The sequence below is a fragment of the Pantoea sp. Z09 genome, from assembly GCF_022394795.1.
Classification (GTDB): domain Bacteria; phylum Pseudomonadota; class Gammaproteobacteria; order Enterobacterales; family Enterobacteriaceae; genus Pantoea; species Pantoea latae.
In genome coordinates, this window is record NZ_CP092373.1 from 1,930,302 (window position 1) to 1,948,867 (window position 18,566).

Consider the following 18,566-nt stretch of genomic DNA (forward strand, 5'->3'; position numbering starts at 1 on the left):
AGCTCCTTTTACATCATCTGCTGGCGCTCCGCTCGCGGGGCGCAGCCAAATTCACGCCGAAACAGGGTAGAAAAGTGGTTGCTGTCGCCGAAGCCGCACTGAAAGGCGATATCGGTAATGCGCAAATCGCTGTGGCGCAGCAGATGGCGCGCCTGCAGCAGCCGCAGCCGGTTGAGATAACGCTGCGGCGTGCTGCCGGTTTGCTGCTTCATCTGGCGATGCAGCGTGCGCAGCGACAGCGAGAAACGGTCGGCCAGCGCCTCCCACACGATCTCTTCGCTGTAGTGATCGTTGAGCCAGTCCAGCAGGCGATGCAGCCTGGCCTCTTGATCCTGCGCCTGTTCATTGCGGCACGCCTCGCGCAGCAGCACCAGCAGCTGCAAAAAGAGCTGCTCCTGCCGCGCCTGTTTCTCCAGCGACCAGCGGTCATCCTGCCGCATCTTCGCCACCACATCCAGCGCCTGCGTCATGACTTTGTTATTTATGCGCCAGTGCGAGGCGTACTGGCCCTCGCTTTCATTCGGCAGCAGCGCCTGCAGCCCAGAGAGAAAGCGAAAGGCGCTCGGGCTGCGGTAGAGCACGTTGGTGAGGCAGAGATTGTCGGTCTGCTCATAAAGGTGACGATCGTGATCGCGCACGAAGCAGACGCAGCCGGCGCACAGGGTTTGCGGCTGGCCGTTAAACACATGAATGCCCGACCCCTGTTCCACCAGCACGATTTCGTGGAAATCATGGTGATGCTCCGGGAAGGCGGCCTGAGGCACGCGCGGTTCGATAGCGATGGCGTAATCGCCCTCAGGAAAGAAGTCGGCGCTGTGTAAAATCGTCATGATGGCCTCGTCTGTTTAACAAAAACGTAACCGAGTCTACCTGGCCGCGCGGCGGCTTACCTTGAATTTTGCACCGCCAGCCGCAGGAATTTTGCTTTTTATTCAAGATATTCCCACCAGTTAAAAGATTTGCGGCGAAGCTCACATACGCTGCCCTTGCGCCTCTGTGATCTCCCTCACGAACATCTTTGCAAACCTGCCAGCGAGCGAGAGGCGCTGGCAGTACGGGGAAGGTGGCGCGCCTGTAACGTTTTTACTCTGTCAGCATCACATCAGAGGAAGAACGGGCCATGAGTAAGCGAAATATCGTTGCGGTTGATTTGGGCGCATCCAGCGGACGCGTGATGCTCGCCCAGTGGGACGCCGCATCTCAGCACATCGACCTGCGCGAGGTGCGTCGTTTCGCCAGCCTTCGCGAACGTCGGGCGGGCTATGACTGCTGGGATCTCGATCATCTTGAGCGCGAAATTCGCGCCGGGCTGGCGCAGCTGGATGCCGAAAACATCGTGCCGGACAGCATCGGCATCGACACCTGGGGGGTCGATATGGTGCTGCTGGACAAGGCAGGCAACCGGGTCGGCGAAGCGGTGAGCTATCGCGATAAACGCACCCACGGCGTGATGGAGCAGGCGCTGCGCGAGCTGGGCAAAGAGACCATCTACGCCCGCACCGGCATTCAGTTTCTGCCCTTTAACACGCTCTATCAGTTCCGCGCCCTGAGCCAGCAGCAGCCGGAGTGGAAAGCGCAGGTCGCTCATGCGCTGATGATCCCCGACTATCTGCACTATCGTCTGACCGGCAAGCTGAACTGGGAATATACCAACGCCACCACCACGCAGCTGCTGAATATTGAAAGCGGCGAGTGGGACGCGGAACTGCTCGCCTGGGCGGGTGCGTCGCCGTCGTGGTTCGGCAAGCCGACCTCGCCGGGCAATCTGATCGGCCACTGGCGAAACGCTGGCGGCGCCGAAATTCCGGTTATCGCGGTTACCACGCACGACACCGCCAGCGCCGTGCTCGCCACGCCGCTGACGCAGGAGAATGCAGCCTATCTCAGCTCCGGCACCTGGTCGCTAATGGGCTTCGAAAGTTTGCTGCCTTACGCCTCCGCCGAGGCGCTGCGCGCCAACATCACCAACGAGGGCGGCGCGGAAGGCTATCGCGTGCTGAAAAACATCATGGGGCTGTGGCTGCTGCAGCGCATCTGCACCGAGCTACGCATCGACGACCTCTGCGCGCTGATCGCGGAAACGGAGAAAGAGCCGGCCTGCCGCGCGCTGATCAACCCCAACGACGCGCGCTTTATCAATCCCGACAGCATGGTGAACGAAATTCAGAACGCCTGCGCCGAACAGCATATGCCGGTGCCGCAGTCGGCCGCCGCGCTGGCGCGCTGTATCTTTGACAGTCTGGCGCTGCTCTATCGCGAGGTGATTCAGGATCTTGCGACGCTGCGCGGCAGCGCCTTTCGCCAGCTGCATGTGGTGGGCGGCGGCAGCCAGAATCAATTCCTCAACCAGCTCTGCGCCGACGCCTGTCAGATCCCGGTGCTGGCCGGGCCGGTTGAAGCCTCCACGCTGGGCAACGTCGGCTGTCAGCTGATTGCGCTGGGTGAACTCACCGACGTAGCGGATTTCCGCCGCTGCGTCGCAACCAATTTCCCTCTTAAGACATTTGAACCGCTGAACAACAGCGCCTTTCGTGCCAGTGAGGCACGCTTCGCGGCGTTGAGTCAGCCTGCTAAGGAACTCGCATATGACAAAGCTGATTGAGCAAGCCTTTGAACTGGCTAAACAACGTTACGCCGATATCGGCGTGGATGTCGACCAGGCGATGGCGCGACTGGATAGCGTGCCCATCTCCATGCACTGCTGGCAGGGCGACGACGTGCGCGGTTTTGAAAACCCGCAGGGCGCGCTGACCGGCGGCATCCAGGCGACCGGCAACTACCCGGGCAAAGCGCGCAGCGCAGCGGAGCTGCGCGCCGATCTGGAAAAGGCGATGTCGCTGATCCCCGGACCCAAGCGCCTGAACCTGCACGCCATCTATCTGGAAAGCGAGTCGCCGGTGGATCGCGACGCCATTGAGCCGAAGCACTTCGCCAGCTGGGTGGAGTGGGCGAAGCAGCAGAAGCTGGGTCTGGATTTCAACCCGAGCTGCTTTTCCCATCCGCTGAGCGCCGACGGATTTACCCTGTCGCACGCCGACCCGGCGATCCGTCAGTTCTGGATTGACCACTGCAAAGCGAGCCGCCGCGTCTCGGCCTGGTTTGGCGAACAGCTCGGCACGCCTTCCGTGATGAACATCTGGGTGCCGGACGGCATGAAAGATCTCACCGTCGATCGTCTCGCGCCGCGTCAGCGTCTGCTTAGCGCGCTGGATGAGGTGATCGCCGAGAAGCTCAATCCGCAGCACCATATCGACGCGGTAGAGAGCAAGCTGTTCGGCATCGGCGCGGAAAGTTATACCGTCGGATCCAACGAATTCTTTATGGGTTACGCCACCAGCCGCCAGACCGCGCTGACCCTTGACGCTGGCCATTTCCATCCGACCGAAGTGATCTCTGACAAGATCTCCACCGCCATGCTCTATGTGCCGCGTCTGCTGCTGCACGTCAGCCGCCCGGTGCGCTGGGACAGCGACCATGTGGTGCTGCTCGACGATGAAACCCAGGCGATCGCCAGCGAAATCGTGCGCCACCAGCTGTTTGACAAGGTGCACATCGGGCTCGACTTCTTCGACGCCTCTATCAACCGCATCGCAGCCTGGGTGATCGGCACGCGCAACACCAAAAAAGCGCTGCTGCGCGCGCTGCTGGAACCCACCGAGCGCCTGCGTCAAACCGAAGCGGCGGGGGATTACACCGCGCGTCTGGCCCTGCTGGAAGAGCAAAAATCGCTGCCGTGGCAGGCGGTATGGGAAGCCTGGTGTCTGCGCCACGACGTGCCCGCCGACGCCAGCTGGTTAAGCGATGTGCGTCATTACGAACAACAAATTCTGAATCAACGTTAAGGGTTCACTATGCAAAGCATTCTTTCTTCCTGGTTTGTACAGGGAATGGTCAAAGCCACCAGCGACATGTGGCTGAAGGGCTGGGACGAACGTAACGGCGGCAATGTGTCGCTGCGTCTGCTGGAGGAGGAGGTTGAGCCTTTTGCCAGCGATTTTTACGCCGCGCCGCGCTGCGTCGAACTGACTCAGCCCGCGCCGCAGCTGGCGAACTGCTGGTTCCTTGTCACCGGATCCGGCAAGTTTTTCCGCAACGTGCAGCTCGATCCCGCCGACAGCCTGGCGCTGCTGAAGGTCGATGAGCAAGGGCTGTCATACAAAATTTACTGGGGACTGAGTAACGGCGGGCTGCCCACCTCCGAGCTGGCGTCGCATTTCCAGTCGCACAGCGTGCGCAAACAGGTGTCGAACGGCGTCGACCGCGTGATCATGCACTGCCATGCCACCAACTTTATGTCGCTAAGCTACGTGGTGGAGCTGGATTCGGCGCGCTTTACGCGCCTGCTGTGGGAAGGCAGCACCGAGTGTCTGGTGGTGTTCCCCGACGGCGTCGGCATTCTGCCGTGGATGGTGCCGGGCACCGACGAGATCGGCCAGGCGACCGCCGATAAGATGGCGTCCCACAGCCTGGTGATGTGGCCGTTCCACGGCATTTTCGGCGCCGGCCCGACGCTGGACGAAACCTTCGGCCTGATCGACACCGCCGAGAAATCGTCGGAAGTGATCGTTAAGGTGCTGTCGATGGGCGGCATTCGCCAGAGCATCACCACCGAGCAGCTGGTGGCGCTGGGCAAGCGCTTTAACGTCACGCCATGGCAGGCGGCACTGGACGTGGGGCCAGCCAATGCTTCGTAAAGCCTTTATCATGCAGGTGAATGCGGAGTGCCACGCGGAATATGAGCGTCGCCATTCGCCCATCTGGCCGGAACTGGCGGAAACGTTGAAGGCGCATGGCGCGCATAACTACGCCATCTGGCTCGATGCCGAACGCCATTTACTCTTTGCCAGCGTGGAGATCGAGTCGGAAGAGCGCTGGAATGCTGTAGCGCAAACAGAGGTGTGCCAGCGCTGGTGGGCGTCGATGAAAGATCTGATGCCCAGTAATCAGGACAACAGCCCCATTAGCCAGCCGTTAAAGCCAGTCTTCTTCCTCGAATAAGCGGCCATCACAACCAGGGCGGGAAATTTCCCGCCCTGGTTTTACTTCATAGCGCAAAAATATTTATTTCTGCTTCACACAGTGACCCGTCAGTACCGGCCACATCGCCATCAGCGTATCAATTATATTGTCGAGATCCGCCTGCGCCGCACCTTCACGCGCGCGCACCGACATGCCCTGCAGCAGACACGCCAGATAGCGTGCCAGAGAGATGATATCCACCTGTGGCGGGATATCCCCGCGCTGTTGACGCGCGGAGAGAAAGTCGAGCAGCGTCTGCTGCTGCGCCTCATGCTGCTGATGCAGCATCTGGGCGATCTCACCCGATGAGGAAGAGAGCGCGGTCGAGGTGCAGATAAAAAAGCAGCCAGACGGCGTATCGCAGTCGGTAAAGCAGGCCGCAGTGGCGCGGAACCAGCCCTCAATCGCGTCGGCAACCGTTTTGCTTTCGTCATGCAGAGCCGCGTTGCGGTAAGCGCTGAAACGCTCGATATAACGCTCCATCGCCGCGCGGAACAGACCTTCTTTATTCACGAACTCAGCATAGAGTGTGGGCGCTTTGGCACCAGTGGCCGCAACCAGATCGGAAAGGGAGGTGCCTTCATAACCGTGGGTCCAGAACAGCGTCAGCGCTTTATCCAGCGCCGCGTCTCGATCGAACGTTTTTGGCCGACCACGACATTTTTTAACTGCTTCATCATGTTGCTGGCTCATATATCCTCGCGTCTGAAAAACACCCCATTAAATTACCGATCATTAATAAAATATGCAAGCCGTCTGGCGCCCCGGCGGCGACGGGTTGCCACTTTGTGCTCTGACAGCCGCTTTTCACCCTAATGGTTAAGTGTAAAAGGGCGGCAAAGCCCATAATCACGCCACTTCCGCATTAAAATAACGATCGCTAAATAAACATTGACGTTCAGGCACACAATGCACTACCATTAATTTAACGATCGTTAATTAATTCAACGACACCTGTACAAACACCAAATATGAGAGCCGATATCATGAAAACCACCAAACTGACCCTGGCCGCTCTGGCCCTTACCACCCTTTCTTTTGGCGCAATGGCCGCCGATCAGGTTGCCAGCGATCCGCTGCACCAGACCGCAGTCGGTACCATCTCTGCACAGGGTGGTTCAAACCTGGATTCACTCGAAGCGCAGCTCAACGCGAAAGCGGATGCCGCAGGCGCTAAATCGTTCCGCATCACGTCGACCTCAGGCCAGAACAACCTGCACGGCACGGCGGTGATTTACCAGTAAGTCAGCGGCGTCGGAGAAGAGGAGAAGAGAGGATGAAAAGCGTCACATTCGCCATACTGGCAGCGCTGCTCGGCACGGCTTCATTGGCCAGCGCGGCGGCGCAGCATATTGAGGTCGCGCCCTATGCGCAGACCAGCGCCGCAGCGGTAAACGTCAGCGGCAGCAGCAGCTTTATTTCTCTGGAGCAGCAGTTGGCGGGAAAGCAGGACAACAGTCGCGTCCAGCCTTTCCGCATCACTTCGACCTCTGGCGCGAGCGGGCTGTCTGGCACAGCCGCCAGCCTTAACTAACGAAAAGGGCTTCAGCAACGCACTGCTGAAGCCCTTTTTTTATCCGTTGCTGCGCAGCTGCGGATATTTGCGGAAAATCGCAATACACCAGAACAGCGCGACCAGCCCCAGCAGCCCGCCGATATTGCCGACGTCCGCCATGCTCAGATGCTTGCTGACCTGGTTGCCGAGCAGCGCACCCGCGCCAATGCCGATATTATAAATTCCTGACATCAGCGACATCGCCACGTCGGTGGCATCCGGCGCCAGCGACAGCACGCGCACCTGCATCGCCAGCCCGATCATCATCATCGCCATTCCCCACAGCACGCAGAGTGTGGCAATCGCGGCCGGACGCACCGCGGCGAAAATCAGCAGCCCCATACAGAGCGTGATGATGGCGATAGCGGCAATCAGCAGCGCAGACGGGAATTTATTGCCCAGCGAGCTAAACAGTACGCTGCCCAGAATCCCGGCGGAGCCGAACAGCAACAGCAGCAGGGTGGTGAAGTTCTCATCCGCATTCGCCACGAACTGCATAAAGGGCTCGATATAGCTGTAGGCGGTGTAGTGCGCGGTCACCACGAGGGTCACCAGCAGATACATGCTGACCAGCGCGGGCCGGCGAAACAGCATCGGCACGCTGCTGAGCGAGCCGGTGTGCTCGCTCGGCAAACGCGGCAGAATACGCGCCAGCAGCACCATCAGCACCAGCGCGGAGAGGCCGATCATGCCGAAGGTGGTGCGCCAGCCCAGATATTGCCCCACCACGCGGCCGATCGGCACGCCCAGCACCATCGCCAGCGCGGTGCCGGTCGCTAGCATACTTAACGCCTGGGTTTTTTTACCGGCCGGCGCGACGCGTATCGCCAGCGACGCGGTGATCGACCAGAAGACCGCATGCGCCAGCGCAATGCCGATGCGCGACATCACCAGCGAGGCAAAACTCCAGGCAAAGGTAGAAAGCAGGTGACTGGCGATAAAGATCAGAAACAGCACCGCCAGCAGAATGCGCCGCTCGATATTGCGCGTCAGCAGCATCAGCGGCAGCGAAAGCAGCGCCACCACCCATGCGTAGATGGTGAGCATGATGCCGACATCCGCGCTGGTCATGTCGAAGCTGGCTCCGATGTCCGACAGCAGGCCGACGGGCACGAACTCGGTGGTGTTGAAGACAAAGGCGGCGATGGCCAGCAGCACCACGCGTAGCCACGCCGTTTTACGTGAAACAGTAGTTGATTGCATGTAGATAAAATCAGTCCAGGCAACAGCAAACGGATGCGACCAGCACACCCACGAAAGTGACTTGCGTCACAAATTATTAGCTATTGTGAGGGAATTGCACGGTAAGGGGAACGCTGAAACGCGGTTTTATTCCTGAAAATTTTTTATCGCCCGACCCGCGGGCGATAAAAGGCGGTTATCAATCGGGCGCTTTGCCCGGCATCATGCGTCTGAGGGTGTTGTCCTTTAGAAAGTAGTGATGAAACAGCGCGCCCACGGCATGCAGGCCGATCAGCCAGTAGCCCAGCGGCGCCAGGGTTTCATGCCAGCCAATCAGGGTATCAGAGAGATCGAAGTTCGGCTCGCTCGTCACCGGCATGGGAATGCCGAACAGCCACCAGTCACGCCCGCGCAGATAGCGCGAGGTCAGGCCGAGAACGGGCAGCGTAATAAACAGGGCGTAAATCAGCGTGTGCACCAGATGCGCCAGACCCGTCTGCCAGCGCGCGATGGGCGGCACGATAGCTGGTGAGCGATGACGCTGGCGTAAAAACAGGCGCGCCAGCATCAGTATCAGCACGCTAAAGCCGGCGCTAAAGTGCGTCACGATCATGGCGTAGCCTTGCCAGGAGCCGCGCTGGGCAAAGCCGCGCAGCTCAATAGTGGCGTAAGCCAGCGCCACCAACAGAAAGGTCAGCCAGTGTAGGGTAATTTGGGAAGCGGCATATTTTTCACGCATAGTCTGCTCATGCACAGGAGAGGAAACCTCTACCTTACCGCAAAACAGGGCAAAATCTTAACAAACTGGCGCAACGGCGGCGGCCCCATTTTCCCCGTGCCGTCAGGCCAGCATAATCAGAGTGTGGCGATATGCTTTAGTGCCACGCTATTCTGCTGAGTCAGGTTTTTTTTTACCGGTAACGGACAGCAGGCCTCGCAACCGAGTGAGCCAGGATAATATTTGCGCGCCTGCTGGATCGCCGCGTTGGCGGTGTAAAAGGTGCCAAGAAACAGTCTGGCATCAAGCGGAGGAAGATACTGGCAGCCTGCGGCATGCACCACGTGGTTATTGTTGTAGCCTGAGTGTTTAGAAACGTAATAGTAATGGCCCATGGGGACATCCTCATTGCTGAAAATAAAAGTACATTTATTGTTGGAGTGAAGGGGATTATAGCGGGGAATGAAGGCTTTGTTTTAGCTGGCACTAATTAGTAAGCAGGCTCAGGATTAGCAGGCTAAAAAGGGCGTCGCGGCGCCCTTCAGAGAGAGTGAGGAACTACAATTTTTTCTGCTGTAAACGCCATCCCACCAGCAGGGCGAGAAGCAGAAGCGCCGAGATAAACGCGGTAATGCCCGTCCAGCCAAAGCGGTGCCAGAAAAGACCGCCCAGCGTGCCGGCCACGCTGGAGCCGACATAATAGCTGAAGAGATAGAGCGACGACGCCTGGCCTTTGGCGCGACGCGCGCGCGGGCCTATCCAGCCGCTGGCGACCGAATGGGCGGCGAAAAAACCGGCGGTAAACAGCATCATGCCGAGGAAGATCCACCACACCGCGCTGAGAGCGGTGATCAGCAGCCCTGTCAGCATCAGGGCGGTGGCGCCCAGCAGCACCGGGCCGCGTCCCAGACGCGTCGTCAGCGCGCCGGCTTTCGGCGAACTCCAGGATCCCGTCAGATAGACCACCGACAGCAGGCCAACAATCGCCTGGCTAAGGTGGTAGGGCGCGCCGAGCAGGCGATAGCCGATATAGTTAAACAGCGTGACAAAGGCGCCCATCAGCAGAAAACCTTCGGCAAACAGCAGCGGCAGTCCGGCATCGCGCCAGTGCAGGCGAAAGTTAATCATCAGGCTGCGCGGCCTGAGCGACGCCGGGCGGAAATGACGCGAAGGCGGCAGGATACGCCAGAACATCAGCGCCGAGGCGAGGGCGCAGCAGCCGATGGCGGCGATGGCGACGCGCCACGAAAAGAAATCGGTCAGCACGCCGCTCAGCAAACGGCCGCTCATGCCGCCGATTGAGTTGCCGCTGATATAGAGCCCCATCGAAAAGGCGATAACGCTGGGATGGATCTCCTCGCTCAGATAGGTCATGCCCACGGCCGCGACGCCGCTGAGCGACAGTCCCGTCAGGGCGCGCATCAGCAAAATCCCCTGCCAGCTGTTCATGGTGGCGGAGATTAACGTGCAGAGCGCCGCCAGCATCAGCGCCGTCACCATAACATTTTTGCGGCCGATAGCGTCGGAGAGCGGCCCCGTCACCAGCAGGCCCAGCGCCATCAGCCCGGTGGCCACCGAAAGCGAAATGCTGCTCTCGGCCGGTGAGACGCCGAACTGCGCCGACAGCACTGGCAGAATCGGCTGCACGCAGTAGAGCAGCGCAAAGGTGGCCAGACCGGCAGAGAACAACGCCAGCGTCACGCGCATAAACTGCGGCGTGCCGCGCTTAATCCAGACGGCAGAGGGCGCCGTCGCCACTGTGGGAGAGTCGGGCAACGCGTTATCGTCGAGCGTAACGGCGTGAGAAGAGCGACGCACGGTAATTCCTCACCTGAAAACAATAGGCTTACTCTAGGAAAGGGGTAATAGGTCGTCTAATATATTAATCCTCTCAACTGATACGTTTAAAATATGAATATTGAACTGCGCCATCTGCGTTACTTTCTGGCGGTGGCGGAAGAGCTGCACTTTGGCCGCGCCGCGCAACGGCTTAACATCTCTCAGCCGCCGCTGAGTCAGCAGATTATGCAGCTGGAGCAGGAGATCGGCGCAAGGCTGCTGACGCGCACCAACCGCAGCGTGCAGCTTACGCCGGCGGGCCATCAGTTTCTGCTCGATGCGCGCGCTATTCTGCTGCAGGTCGAACAGGCCGCCAGCCGCGCGGCGCGGCTTCAGCGCGGCGAAGAGGGCGAGCTGCGCATCGGCTTCACCTCGTCCGCTCCTTTTACCGGGCTGGTGTCAGACGCGCTCTATCAGTTTCGTCAGCGCTGGCCGCAGGTGCATATCCAGATGCAGGAGATCAACACCCGCCAGCAGCTGGCGCCGCTGCACGACGGCCAGCTCGACCTCGGCGTAATGCGCAACACCGTGCTGCCGGCCGATCTGCGCCATCAGCTGCTGCTGCGCGAACCGCTGCGCGCCGTGGTGCACTGGGCCCATCCGCTGGCCGATGCGGAAACCATTTCGGTCAGCGCGCTGGCCAGCGAGCCGTTTATCTTCTTCGATCCTCAGGGCGGCACCGCGCTGCACGGCGAAATCCTTGGCCTGCTGCGCCGCTACCATATTCAACCCTACATTATGCAGGAAGTGGGCGAGGCGATGACCATTCTCGGCCTGGTGGCGACCGGCCTCGGGGTGTCGATTTTGCCCGCCTCTTTCGCGCGCGCGCGTCTTGCCGATGTGGTCTGGCTGCCGCTGCGTGAAGAGGATGCGCTGTCGGAGGTGTGGCTGGTCTGGTCCGGCGAGCGGGAACCCTCGATGCAGATGCGTAATATGATGCAGCTGCTGCAGCCCGCTGCGGCGAAATAAGCGCCTGACCCGGAGTAAAGTCCGGTTTTTATGTGCTGTAAATCACATTTCAAATCAAATATTTGACGCCAGCGCAGATTCTGCCTCACCATAGTCGCTGTTTATTTAGAAGCGCGAAAATATCCGGGAGCAGGGCGTGAATCTGGAGAGTCAGCCTGGCCATATTGACCAGATCAAACAGACTAATGCAGGCGTGGTTTATCGCCTGATTGACCTTCACGGCCCGGTGTCGCGTATCGAACTTTCCCGACTGGCGCAGCTGGCGCCCGCCAGCATCACCAAGATCGTGCGTGAAATGCTGGATGCCCATCTGGTGCAGGAAACGGAGTTTCAGGAGCCGGGATCGCGCGGCCGCCCGGCCATCGGGCTGATCCTCGACACCCTGGCCTGGCACTATCTTGCGGTGCGCCTGCATCACGGCGCGCTAACCCTGACGCTGCGCGATCTCAGCAGCCGCGCGCTGGTGGAGGAGTCGTTGCCGCTGCCTGACGAAACGCAGCAGCCTTTGCTTACCTCGCTGATCGAAGAGGTAGACGCCTTTTTTATGCGCCATCAGCGCAAACTGGAGCGGCTGACGGCGATCGCCGTCACCTTGCCCGGCCTGATTAACGCCGCCTCCGGCGTGGTGCATCGCCTGCCGGGCTATAACGTGCAGGAGATGCCGCTGGGTGATACTCTGGCGCAGCGCACCGGCGTGCCGGTTTTCGTGCAGCACGATATCTCCGCCTGGACGCTGGCAGAGTCGCTGTTCGGCGCGTCGCGCGGCGTGCAGAACGTGATCCAGATTGTTATCGACGATACCGTCGGCGCGGGCGTGATCAGCGGCGGCCAGCTGCTGCACAAAAGCGGCCGCGCGCTGGTGGAGATCGGCCACACCCAGATCGACCCCTACGGCCAGCAGTGCTACTGCGGCAACCACGGCTGTCTGGAAACGGTCGCCAGCACCGGCAGCTTGCTGGCGCTGGCGGCGCAGCGTCTGCCTGCGCAGCCGGAAAGCGTGCTGCACCAGCAGCCGCTGTCGCTGGAGACGCTCTGTCAGGCGGCGCAGCAGGGCGATCGGCTGGCGCGCGACGCTATCGCCGGCGTTGGGCATCACGTTGGCCGGATGCTGGCGATGATGGTCAACATCTTTAATCCGCAGCATATTCTCATCGGTTCGCCGCTTAACGACGCCGCTGACGTGCTTTTTCCCGCGGTGCTCAGCACCATTCGCCAGCAGGCGCTGCCCGCCTACAGCGAGGCGATCCAGCTGACGCCCACCGAATTTCGCGAGCCTGGCACCCTGGGCGCGGCGGCGCTGATCAAAGACGCCCTCTACAGCGGCTATCTGTTAGTGAAATTGTTGCAAGGTTAAGTGCGACTGAACTTTGCGCTAACGCAAGCCCCGCGCCTCCTGCGTTCTTTACAATGCGTTTTGCTTTTTTGTAAAACAAAACCGTAACGTTAAGGAGGAGTGGGGTGAAAAACCTGTTTATTACCGGCACTGACACCGCTGTAGGGAAGACCGTGGTTTCGCGCGCGCTTCTGCAGTATTTCGCTCGCGCTGGCCTGAGCGCTGTCGGTTTCAAGCCGGTCGCCAGAAATGCGGTGCAGAGCGCGGAAGGCCTGCGCAGTAAAGATGCACTGGTGTTACAAAGCAGCTCGACGCTCGCCTTGCCCTACGACGCCATCAATCCGTTAATTTATGAAGAGGACGAGGTCAGCACGCGTCCGCGCGAGCCGGTGGACTACGCCCTGCTAAGCCGCGGCCTGCAGCAGCTGGAGCAGCAGGCGGAGTGCGTTATCGTGGAGGGCACGGGCGGCTGGCGCAGCCTGATGCATGACGCAAAACCGCTCTCCGGCTGGGTGGCGCAGCATCAGATCCCGGTGGTGCTGGTGGTAGGTATCAAGCAGGGCTGTCTGAGCCATGCGCTGCTGACCGCCGAAGCCATTAAGCGCGACGGCCTGCCGCTGGCGGGCTGGGTGGCGAATCGCATCAACCCCGGGCTGGCGCACTACGCGGAGCTGATTGCCGTGCTGAGCGACAGCCTCGACGCGCCGCTGCTTGGCGAGCTGCCCTATTTACCGCGCGCCGAGCAGCGCGAGCTGTCCGGCTACCTCGATCTGTCGCCGCTCGGCGTGGCCGCCGTGCCCGGTTCAGGTGCAAAGATCGCCTGATGGTGAAACATTTCCCCTCAAAGCGGCTGTGGCTGAACCGATAGTTTCAGGGTTCGGCGCAGCGCTTTATCCATTTTATCCTGCGCTAAAACAATGGATTACCCTTTTCTGACTCGGCTGCGCGCGCGCATGGCGTGATTAATGCATCAACAACCTTAATCACAGGTCTGCCGGAGCACGATTATGTCGCATTCAGAAGAGAAAGCATTACTCTACGGGCTGGAGGAGCGCATTCGCCCGGCGCCCGCTTTTTTCGCCGCGCTGCAGCACGTGCTGGCCAGCGTCGTCGGCATTATTACGCCGCCGCTGATTATCGGCTCCGTGCTGGGGCTGCAGGCGTATATCCCCTATCTGATCAGCATGTCGCTGCTGGTTTCCGGCCTGGGCACCTTTCTGCAGGCGCGGCGTGTGGCGGGCATCGGCGCGGGCATGATCTGCCTGCAGGGCACCAGCTTCGCCTTTCTCGGCGTGATCCTTTCCGGCGGCATGATGGTCAAAGGCCGCGGCGGCTCGCCGGAGGATATCCTGGCGATGATTTTCGGCTGCACGCTGGTCGCCGCGCTGATCCCGCTGCTGATCAGCCGCTGCGTCGCTCAGCTGCGTCGCGTGCTGACGCCGGTGGTCACCGGCACCGTTATCACGCTGATTGGCATCAGCCTGATCAAAGTCAGCATCACCGACTGGGCGGGCGGACATAACGCCGCCGACTTCGGCGCGCCCGGCAATCTGGCGCTCGGCGCACTGACCCTGCTGGTGATTATCGCGCTGAACCGCATGCGCAACCGCTGGGCGCGGCTGGTGGCGGTGATTGCCGGTATCGCCGTCGGCTGCGTCGCCGCGGCGCTGAGCGGCATGCTGACGCTAAAACCGCTGCCGGAGAGCGGCTGGCTGGCGCTGCCGGGCTTTTTCCGCTTTGGCTTCGCCTTTGACTGGACGATCTTTTTACCCATTGCGCTGGTCTCGGTGATTTCCGTTATCGAAGCGGTAGGCGACCTGACCGCAAACTGCATGCTCTCGCAGCAGCCGATTAGCGGGCCGCAGTTTCAGCGTCGTCTGCAGGGCGGCATCTGCGCCGACGGGGTCAGCTGCGTGCTGGCGGCGATGTTTTCCGCCTTTCCCAATACCACCTTTGCGCAGAATAACGGCGTAATACAGATGACCGGCGTGGCGAGCCGCTACGTGGGCATGGTGATGGGCGCGATGCTGGCGCTGCTCGGGCTGTTTCCCGCCGTGGGCGCGGTGATGCAGCAGATCCCGGCGCCGGTGCTGGGCGGCGCAACGCTGGTGATGTTCGGCAGCGTGGTGGCGGCGGGCATCCGCGTGATGACGCAGACCCCGCTGGGACGCCGGGAAATGCTGATCGTCGCGGTGTCGTTTGGGCTGGGGCTGGGCGTCGAAGCGGTGCCGGAGGTGCTGAAGCAGTTCCCGCCGCTGGTGAGCCAGCTGTTCGGCCATGCGGTGACCACCGGCGGCGTGCTGGCGATCCTGCTCAATCTGGTGCTGCCGAGCGAACCGCGCGCCGTGGCGCTGCCGCAGGGCGAGACCGCGGGTGGCCAGTAAGGGTTAGAAAGTCGGCACGGGCGCTGCTGGCCCGTGCCGCGCGGGATACCTAAGGATTCAGGCGACGGCGCGTGCGGCCGGAGCTGAGATAGTCGGCGATGTAGTCCTGCGAAATCTCGCCGCTGTAGCGACCCTCTTCGTCGACGATCGGCATCCAGACGGTGTTGTGCTCATAGAGCTTAGAGAGCACCACGCGCAGGTTCTCTTCCGCCTTGCCGGTCACGCGGAAGGTGTGCAGCAAGGCGTCGCAGTTGCCGCTGGCGTGGCGCGCCTCGCGACGCTTCACAAAACCGAGCGGCTTACCGTCATTATCTACCACGGTCACCGAGCGCATGTCGTTTTCGTCCATCAGGGCGAACGCCTCCGCCAGCGGCGTGGTGCGCTTCACGGTAATGGTCGGCTGCTGATCGGTGACGTCGCCCGCCTGCACCAGCAGCAGACGCTTCAGGGTGCGGTCCTGGCCGACAAAAGAGCCGACGAAGTCGTTTTTCGGGCTGGCCAGCAGCTCGTCCGGGCTGGCGCACTGCACGATTTTCCCCTGGCCGAACACCGCGATGCGGTCGCCGAGCTTTAACGCCTCGTCGATGTCGTGGCTCACCAGCATCACCGTTTTCCTGAGCTGGCGCTGCATATCGAGAAACTCGTTCTGAATCACTTCGCGGTTAATGGGGTCGACGGCGCCGAACGGCTCATCCATCAGCAGCACCGGCGGATCCGCCGCCAGCGCGCGGATCACCCCGATACGCTGCTGCTGGCCGCCCGACATTTCGCGCGGATAGCGGTGCAGGAATTTAGTGGGATCGAGCGCGACCATGCTCATCAATTCGGTGGCGCGCTCGCGGCAGCGTTTTTTGTCCCAGCCCAGCATACGCGGCACCACGGTAATGTTCTCTTCAATGGTCATATTGGGAAACAAACCAATCTGCTGGATAACGTAGCCGATGTTGCGGCGCAGCGTCACGGTGTCCTGGGTGCTGGTATCTTCGCCGTTAATCAAAATCTTGCCGCTGGTGCTGGGGATCAGGCGGTTAATCATCTTCAGCGTGGTGGTTTTGCCGCAGCCCGACGGGCCAAGCAGCACGCACATTTCGCCCTGCGGCACATGCAGGCTGACGTTATCAACGGCGGTGACGGTGGTGCCGTTTTTCTGGGTAAAGGTTTTCGTCAGGTTTTCCAGTTTTATCATTATCGAATCCCCTTAGGAGTCAGCGCCGACTGCAGACGATGCAGCAGCCAGTCGAGAAAAATAGCCAGCAGGCAGATCATCAGCGCCCCGGCGATCAGCATGCGAATATCGCTACCGCTGATGCCGTCCAGCAGCAGCAGACCGAGGCCGCCCGCGCCAATCACGGCGGCGATGGCCATCACGCCGACGTTCATCACCACGGCGGTGCGGATGCCGCCAAAAATTACCGGCAGCGCCATGGGGATTTCCACCCAGCGCAGACGCTGCCAGAAGGTCATGCCGATGCCACGTCCCGCTTCGCGCAGGCCGTCCGGCAGATTTTCCAGCGCGGTGTGGGTGTTGCGCACAATCGGCAGCAGCGAATAGAGAAACACCGCGGTAATGGCGGGCAGCGCGCCGATACCCTGACCGATCAGCGAAAACAGCGGGATCATCAGGCCGAACAGGGCGATGGTCGGGATGGTCAGCACCACGGTGGCGATGCCGAGCACCGGCGCGGCCAGCCATCTGACGCGCACGATAAGAATGCCGAGCGGCACGCCGGCGACGATGGCGCAGCCGACCGCCACCAGCACCAGCCAGGTGTGCTGCCAGGTGAGCGCCAGCAGGCTGCTCCAGTTATTGATAATGTAGTGAAGGGTATCCATAGGGCCGCCTTACAGCATGTTGTGGGCTGTGAGAAAGTCGCGCGCAACCTGTTCCGGCGACTGATGATCGATATCGACGCGCTTGTTAAGTTCGCTAATCGCGTCGCTGGTGATCAGCGGTGAGAGCTGATTCAGCGCCTCGGCCAGCCCTGGATGGCTGTCGAGTACATCCTTGCGCACCACTGGCGTGACGTTGTAGCTGGGGAAGAAGTGCTTGTCATCCTCCAGCACCTTCAGGTCGAAGCCTTTTACCCGACCGTCAGTGGTGTAGATCAGGCCAGCGTCGACAAAGCCGTCGCGCACCGCGTTATAGACCAGCCCCGGATCCATTTGCCGGATCTGCGGCCGATCCAGCGCCAGCTGATAGGTTGCCTGCAGCGGCTTCATGCCGTCTGAGCGGCCGGAAAACTCCAGGTCCAGCCCGAGCCGCCAGTTATGGTCAGGATCGTGCTGGCGCACCTGTTCGATTTTGGCGACCAGCTGCGACATGGTGCTGATGCCTTCCCGCTCGGCGCGCTCACGCTGCATGGCGAAGGCGTAGGTGTTGTTCATCGGCGCCGGGTCGAGCCAGATCAGCCCCAGCTTGCCGTCGAGCGTTTTCACCGTCTGATACGCCTCGTCAGAGGACATCGGCTTGTTGATGTGGTTAAAGATGATCAGCGAGGTGCCGGTATACTCCCAGGTCATATCCACCTGCTTATTCAGCATGGCGTTGCGGCTGATAGTGGTGGCGATATTGCGTTTCGGGGTGACCTGGAAGCCTTTTTTCTGCAGCCACAGCACGCTCATGGCGGAAAGAATATGCTGCTCGGTAAAGCTTTTCGTTGCCATAACGATGGGCGTAGCCGCCTGGGCGGCCTGGCTCAGCGCCAGCGTGGCGGCGAGGGTAAGAGCGGTGCGTGTGATCCAGCGCGTCAGCATTATCATGGCTTCTCCTTGTGATTAAGCCGCGTGCGGGCTGAGAACGCGGCCCAGCGCCGCCAGTAGCATATCCAGCAGCAGGGCGAACAGCGCCGTGGCGGCCGCGCCGAGGATCAGCGTAGGAAAATCGTTGAGGTAGATGCCGGGGAAGATCAGTTCGCCGTAGCTGCTGGCGCCGATCAAAAACGCCAGCGGTGCGGTGCCGACATTAATGGCGGTGGCGATGCGAATACCCGCCAGCATGACCGGATAGGCGTTAGGCAGTTCCACCTGGCGCAGGCGCTGGAATTTGGTCATGCCGATGCCGTTAGCGGCTTCAATAAGTGAGGGCGGTACGGCGCTCAGGCCGGAAAAGGTGTTGCGCACGATGGGCAGCAGCGAGGCGAGAAACAGGGCGAACAGCGCCGGTTTGTCGCCGATGCCGATCACCACCATCGCCAGCGCCAGCACCGCCAGCGGCGGCAGCGTGTTGCCGACGTTGAAAATCTGCATCACATACTCGGCCCAGCGGCGCGCGAAGGGGCGACTCAGCAAGATACCGCTGGGAATGCCCACCAGCAGCGCAAACAGCATCGACCAGAAGACTAAAAAGAGATGCTGTTGCCCCAGATAGATCAGGTCGACCCGGCGCGCGCGCAGCGTATCCAGACCCAGCCCCCAGACCAGCAGTGCCAGCACCACTACAATGGCCAGCAGCGCGAGTCCGGCGCGCCTGACCAGCGAACCATTTTGCATAGAGGAGTTCTCCCTGTTGTGTGTTGTCAGGGCGGCTTTCGCGTCGCCCGATTTTTCAGGTATGGATAAAAAGCTATA

The 18,566-nt window shown here is 60.8% G+C and carries 20 protein-coding genes; 10 read left to right on the top strand and 10 right to left on the bottom strand.

The annotated features are described in order from the left end of the window. Positions 1–8: 8 nt before the first annotated feature. Positions 9–830, bottom strand: a complete 822-nt coding sequence (gene rhaS / locus MC269_RS09210) for an HTH-type transcriptional activator RhaS (RefSeq protein WP_239955004.1) — start codon at positions 828–830, stop codon at positions 9–11. A 290-nt stretch (positions 831–1,120) separates the two neighbouring features. Between rhaS and rhaB the strand changes: the two genes are divergently transcribed. Genes rhaB through rhaM form a run of 4 tightly spaced genes read left to right on the top strand, consistent with a single transcriptional unit; the run spans position 1,121 to position 4,998 of the window. Beyond that, positions 1,121–2,602, top strand: coding sequence for a rhamnulokinase (gene rhaB, locus MC269_RS09215; protein ID WP_239955005.1), 1,482 nt, complete (start codon positions 1,121–1,123; stop codon positions 2,600–2,602). Then, positions 2,586–3,842, top strand: a complete 1,257-nt coding sequence (locus MC269_RS09220) for an L-rhamnose isomerase (protein ID WP_239955006.1) — start codon at positions 2,586–2,588, stop codon at positions 3,840–3,842. The genes rhaB and MC269_RS09220 overlap by 17 nt, the downstream gene beginning before the upstream one ends. 9 nt (positions 3,843–3,851) lie before the next feature. Continuing rightward, positions 3,852–4,694 carry a rhamnulose-1-phosphate aldolase gene (rhaD, locus tag MC269_RS09225; protein ID WP_081137656.1) on the top strand — a complete coding sequence of 281 codons (843 nt, stop codon included), beginning with the start codon at positions 3,852–3,854 and terminating at the stop codon, positions 4,692–4,694. Then, a complete protein-coding gene (rhaM, locus tag MC269_RS09230) occupies positions 4,684–4,998 on the top strand; it encodes an L-rhamnose mutarotase (protein ID WP_081137655.1) in 315 nt (104 codons plus the stop codon). The genes rhaD and rhaM overlap by 11 nt, the downstream gene beginning before the upstream one ends. 63 nt (positions 4,999–5,061) lie before the next feature. Here the strand turns inward: rhaM and MC269_RS09235 are convergent, their stop codons facing one another. Continuing rightward, positions 5,062–5,712, bottom strand: a complete 651-nt coding sequence (locus MC269_RS09235; protein WP_239955008.1) for a TetR/AcrR family transcriptional regulator — start codon at positions 5,710–5,712, stop codon at positions 5,062–5,064. Between the two features lie 293 nt (positions 5,713–6,005). Here MC269_RS09235 and MC269_RS09240 point away from each other — a divergent pair, with 293 nt between their 5' ends. Both MC269_RS09240 and MC269_RS09245 read left to right on the top strand, forming a co-directional pair. Beyond that, positions 6,006–6,263, top strand: coding sequence for a DUF1471 domain-containing protein (locus tag MC269_RS09240; protein WP_239955010.1), 258 nt, complete (start codon positions 6,006–6,008; stop codon positions 6,261–6,263). A gap of 32 nt (positions 6,264–6,295) precedes the next feature. Then, a complete protein-coding gene (locus MC269_RS09245; protein ID WP_239955012.1) occupies positions 6,296–6,553 on the top strand; it encodes a hypothetical protein in 258 nt (85 codons plus the stop codon). Positions 6,554–6,592: 39 nt separating this feature from the next. On the opposite strand, the gene MC269_RS09250 is transcribed toward MC269_RS09245, so the two are convergent. The 4 genes from MC269_RS09250 to MC269_RS09265 all read right to left on the bottom strand — a co-directional run bounded on the left by MC269_RS09250 (position 6,593) and on the right by MC269_RS09265 (position 10,292). Then, positions 6,593–7,777 carry a sugar transporter gene (locus MC269_RS09250; RefSeq protein ID WP_239955014.1) on the bottom strand — a complete coding sequence of 395 codons (1,185 nt, stop codon included), beginning with the start codon at positions 7,775–7,777 and terminating at the stop codon, positions 6,593–6,595. Positions 7,778–7,955: 178 nt separating this feature from the next. Next, a complete protein-coding gene (gene cybB / locus MC269_RS09255; RefSeq protein ID WP_239955016.1) occupies positions 7,956–8,495 on the bottom strand; it encodes a cytochrome b561 in 540 nt (179 codons plus the stop codon). Between the two features lie 116 nt (positions 8,496–8,611). Then, complete coding sequence (locus MC269_RS09260; RefSeq protein ID WP_081137645.1) at positions 8,612–8,869, bottom strand: hypothetical protein; 258 nt, start codon at positions 8,867–8,869, stop codon at positions 8,612–8,614. A 163-nt stretch (positions 8,870–9,032) separates the two neighbouring features. Further along, a complete protein-coding gene (locus MC269_RS09265) occupies positions 9,033–10,292 on the bottom strand; it encodes an MFS transporter (RefSeq protein WP_081137643.1) in 1,260 nt (419 codons plus the stop codon). 93 nt (positions 10,293–10,385) lie between these two features. On the opposite strand from MC269_RS09265, the gene MC269_RS09270 reads away from it, so the two are divergent. The 4 genes from MC269_RS09270 (at position 10,386) to MC269_RS09285 (ending at position 14,999) form a co-directional block, all read left to right on the top strand. Then, positions 10,386–11,282: a LysR family transcriptional regulator gene (locus MC269_RS09270; RefSeq protein ID WP_239955017.1), complete on the top strand. Its 897-nt coding sequence runs from the start codon at positions 10,386–10,388 to the stop codon at positions 11,280–11,282. Positions 11,283–11,418: 136 nt separating this feature from the next. Further along, positions 11,419–12,636, top strand: a complete 1,218-nt coding sequence (locus MC269_RS09275; protein WP_239955018.1) for an ROK family protein — start codon at positions 11,419–11,421, stop codon at positions 12,634–12,636. 104 nt (positions 12,637–12,740) lie between these two features. Further along, positions 12,741–13,439, top strand: coding sequence for a dethiobiotin synthase (gene bioD, locus MC269_RS09280; RefSeq protein ID WP_239955019.1), 699 nt, complete (start codon positions 12,741–12,743; stop codon positions 13,437–13,439). A gap of 183 nt (positions 13,440–13,622) precedes the next feature. Further along, positions 13,623–14,999 (top strand): nucleobase:cation symporter-2 family protein, encoded by a 1,377-nt coding sequence (locus MC269_RS09285; protein WP_239955020.1) that lies wholly within the window; start codon positions 13,623–13,625, stop codon positions 14,997–14,999. 49 nt (positions 15,000–15,048) lie between these two features. On the opposite strand, the gene osmV is transcribed toward MC269_RS09285, so the two are convergent. The 4 genes from osmV to osmY are packed head-to-tail and all read right to left on the bottom strand — an operon-like array spanning position 15,049 to position 18,488. Beyond that, a complete protein-coding gene (gene osmV / locus MC269_RS09290) occupies positions 15,049–16,185 on the bottom strand; it encodes an osmoprotectant ABC transporter ATP-binding protein OsmV (protein WP_239955022.1) in 1,137 nt (378 codons plus the stop codon). Then, positions 16,185–16,832: an osmoprotectant ABC transporter permease OsmW gene (gene osmW, locus MC269_RS09295; RefSeq protein ID WP_081137632.1), complete on the bottom strand. Its 648-nt coding sequence runs from the start codon at positions 16,830–16,832 to the stop codon at positions 16,185–16,187. The genes osmV and osmW overlap by 1 nt, the downstream gene beginning before the upstream one ends. A gap of 9 nt (positions 16,833–16,841) precedes the next feature. Then, a complete protein-coding gene (locus MC269_RS09300; RefSeq protein ID WP_081137725.1) occupies positions 16,842–17,753 on the bottom strand; it encodes a glycine betaine ABC transporter substrate-binding protein in 912 nt (303 codons plus the stop codon). Between the two features lie 21 nt (positions 17,754–17,774). After that, complete coding sequence (gene osmY / locus MC269_RS09305; RefSeq protein ID WP_239955024.1) at positions 17,775–18,488, bottom strand: osmoprotectant ABC transporter permease OsmY; 714 nt, start codon at positions 18,486–18,488, stop codon at positions 17,775–17,777. Between the last annotated feature and the right edge of the window lie 78 nt (positions 18,489–18,566).

Coding starts and splice junctions, on each gene's coding strand:
- rhaS (WP_239955004.1), bottom strand. CDS start 830: ATGACGATTTTACACAGCGCCGACTTCTTTCCTGAGGGCGATTACGCC.
- rhaB (WP_239955005.1), top strand. CDS start 1,121: ATGAGTAAGCGAAATATCGTTGCGGTTGATTTGGGCGCATCCAGCGGA.
- MC269_RS09220 (WP_239955006.1), top strand. CDS start 2,586: ATGACAAAGCTGATTGAGCAAGCCTTTGAACTGGCTAAACAACGTTAC.
- rhaD (WP_081137656.1), top strand. CDS start 3,852: ATGCAAAGCATTCTTTCTTCCTGGTTTGTACAGGGAATGGTCAAAGCC.
- rhaM (WP_081137655.1), top strand. CDS start 4,684: ATGCTTCGTAAAGCCTTTATCATGCAGGTGAATGCGGAGTGCCACGCG.
- MC269_RS09235 (WP_239955008.1), bottom strand. CDS start 5,712: ATGAGCCAGCAACATGATGAAGCAGTTAAAAAATGTCGTGGTCGGCCA.
- MC269_RS09240 (WP_239955010.1), top strand. CDS start 6,006: ATGAAAACCACCAAACTGACCCTGGCCGCTCTGGCCCTTACCACCCTT.
- MC269_RS09245 (WP_239955012.1), top strand. CDS start 6,296: ATGAAAAGCGTCACATTCGCCATACTGGCAGCGCTGCTCGGCACGGCT.
- MC269_RS09250 (WP_239955014.1), bottom strand. CDS start 7,777: ATGCAATCAACTACTGTTTCACGTAAAACGGCGTGGCTACGCGTGGTG.
- cybB (WP_239955016.1), bottom strand. CDS start 8,495: ATGCGTGAAAAATATGCCGCTTCCCAAATTACCCTACACTGGCTGACC.
- MC269_RS09260 (WP_081137645.1), bottom strand. CDS start 8,869: ATGGGCCATTACTATTACGTTTCTAAACACTCAGGCTACAACAATAAC.
- MC269_RS09270 (WP_239955017.1), top strand. CDS start 10,386: ATGAATATTGAACTGCGCCATCTGCGTTACTTTCTGGCGGTGGCGGAA.
- MC269_RS09285 (WP_239955020.1), top strand. CDS start 13,623: ATGTCGCATTCAGAAGAGAAAGCATTACTCTACGGGCTGGAGGAGCGC.
- osmV (WP_239955022.1), bottom strand. CDS start 16,185: ATGATAAAACTGGAAAACCTGACGAAAACCTTTACCCAGAAAAACGGC.
- osmW (WP_081137632.1), bottom strand. CDS start 16,832: ATGGATACCCTTCACTACATTATCAATAACTGGAGCAGCCTGCTGGCG.
- MC269_RS09300 (WP_081137725.1), bottom strand. CDS start 17,753: ATGCTGACGCGCTGGATCACACGCACCGCTCTTACCCTCGCCGCCACG.
- osmY (WP_239955024.1), bottom strand. CDS start 18,488: ATGCAAAATGGTTCGCTGGTCAGGCGCGCCGGACTCGCGCTGCTGGCC.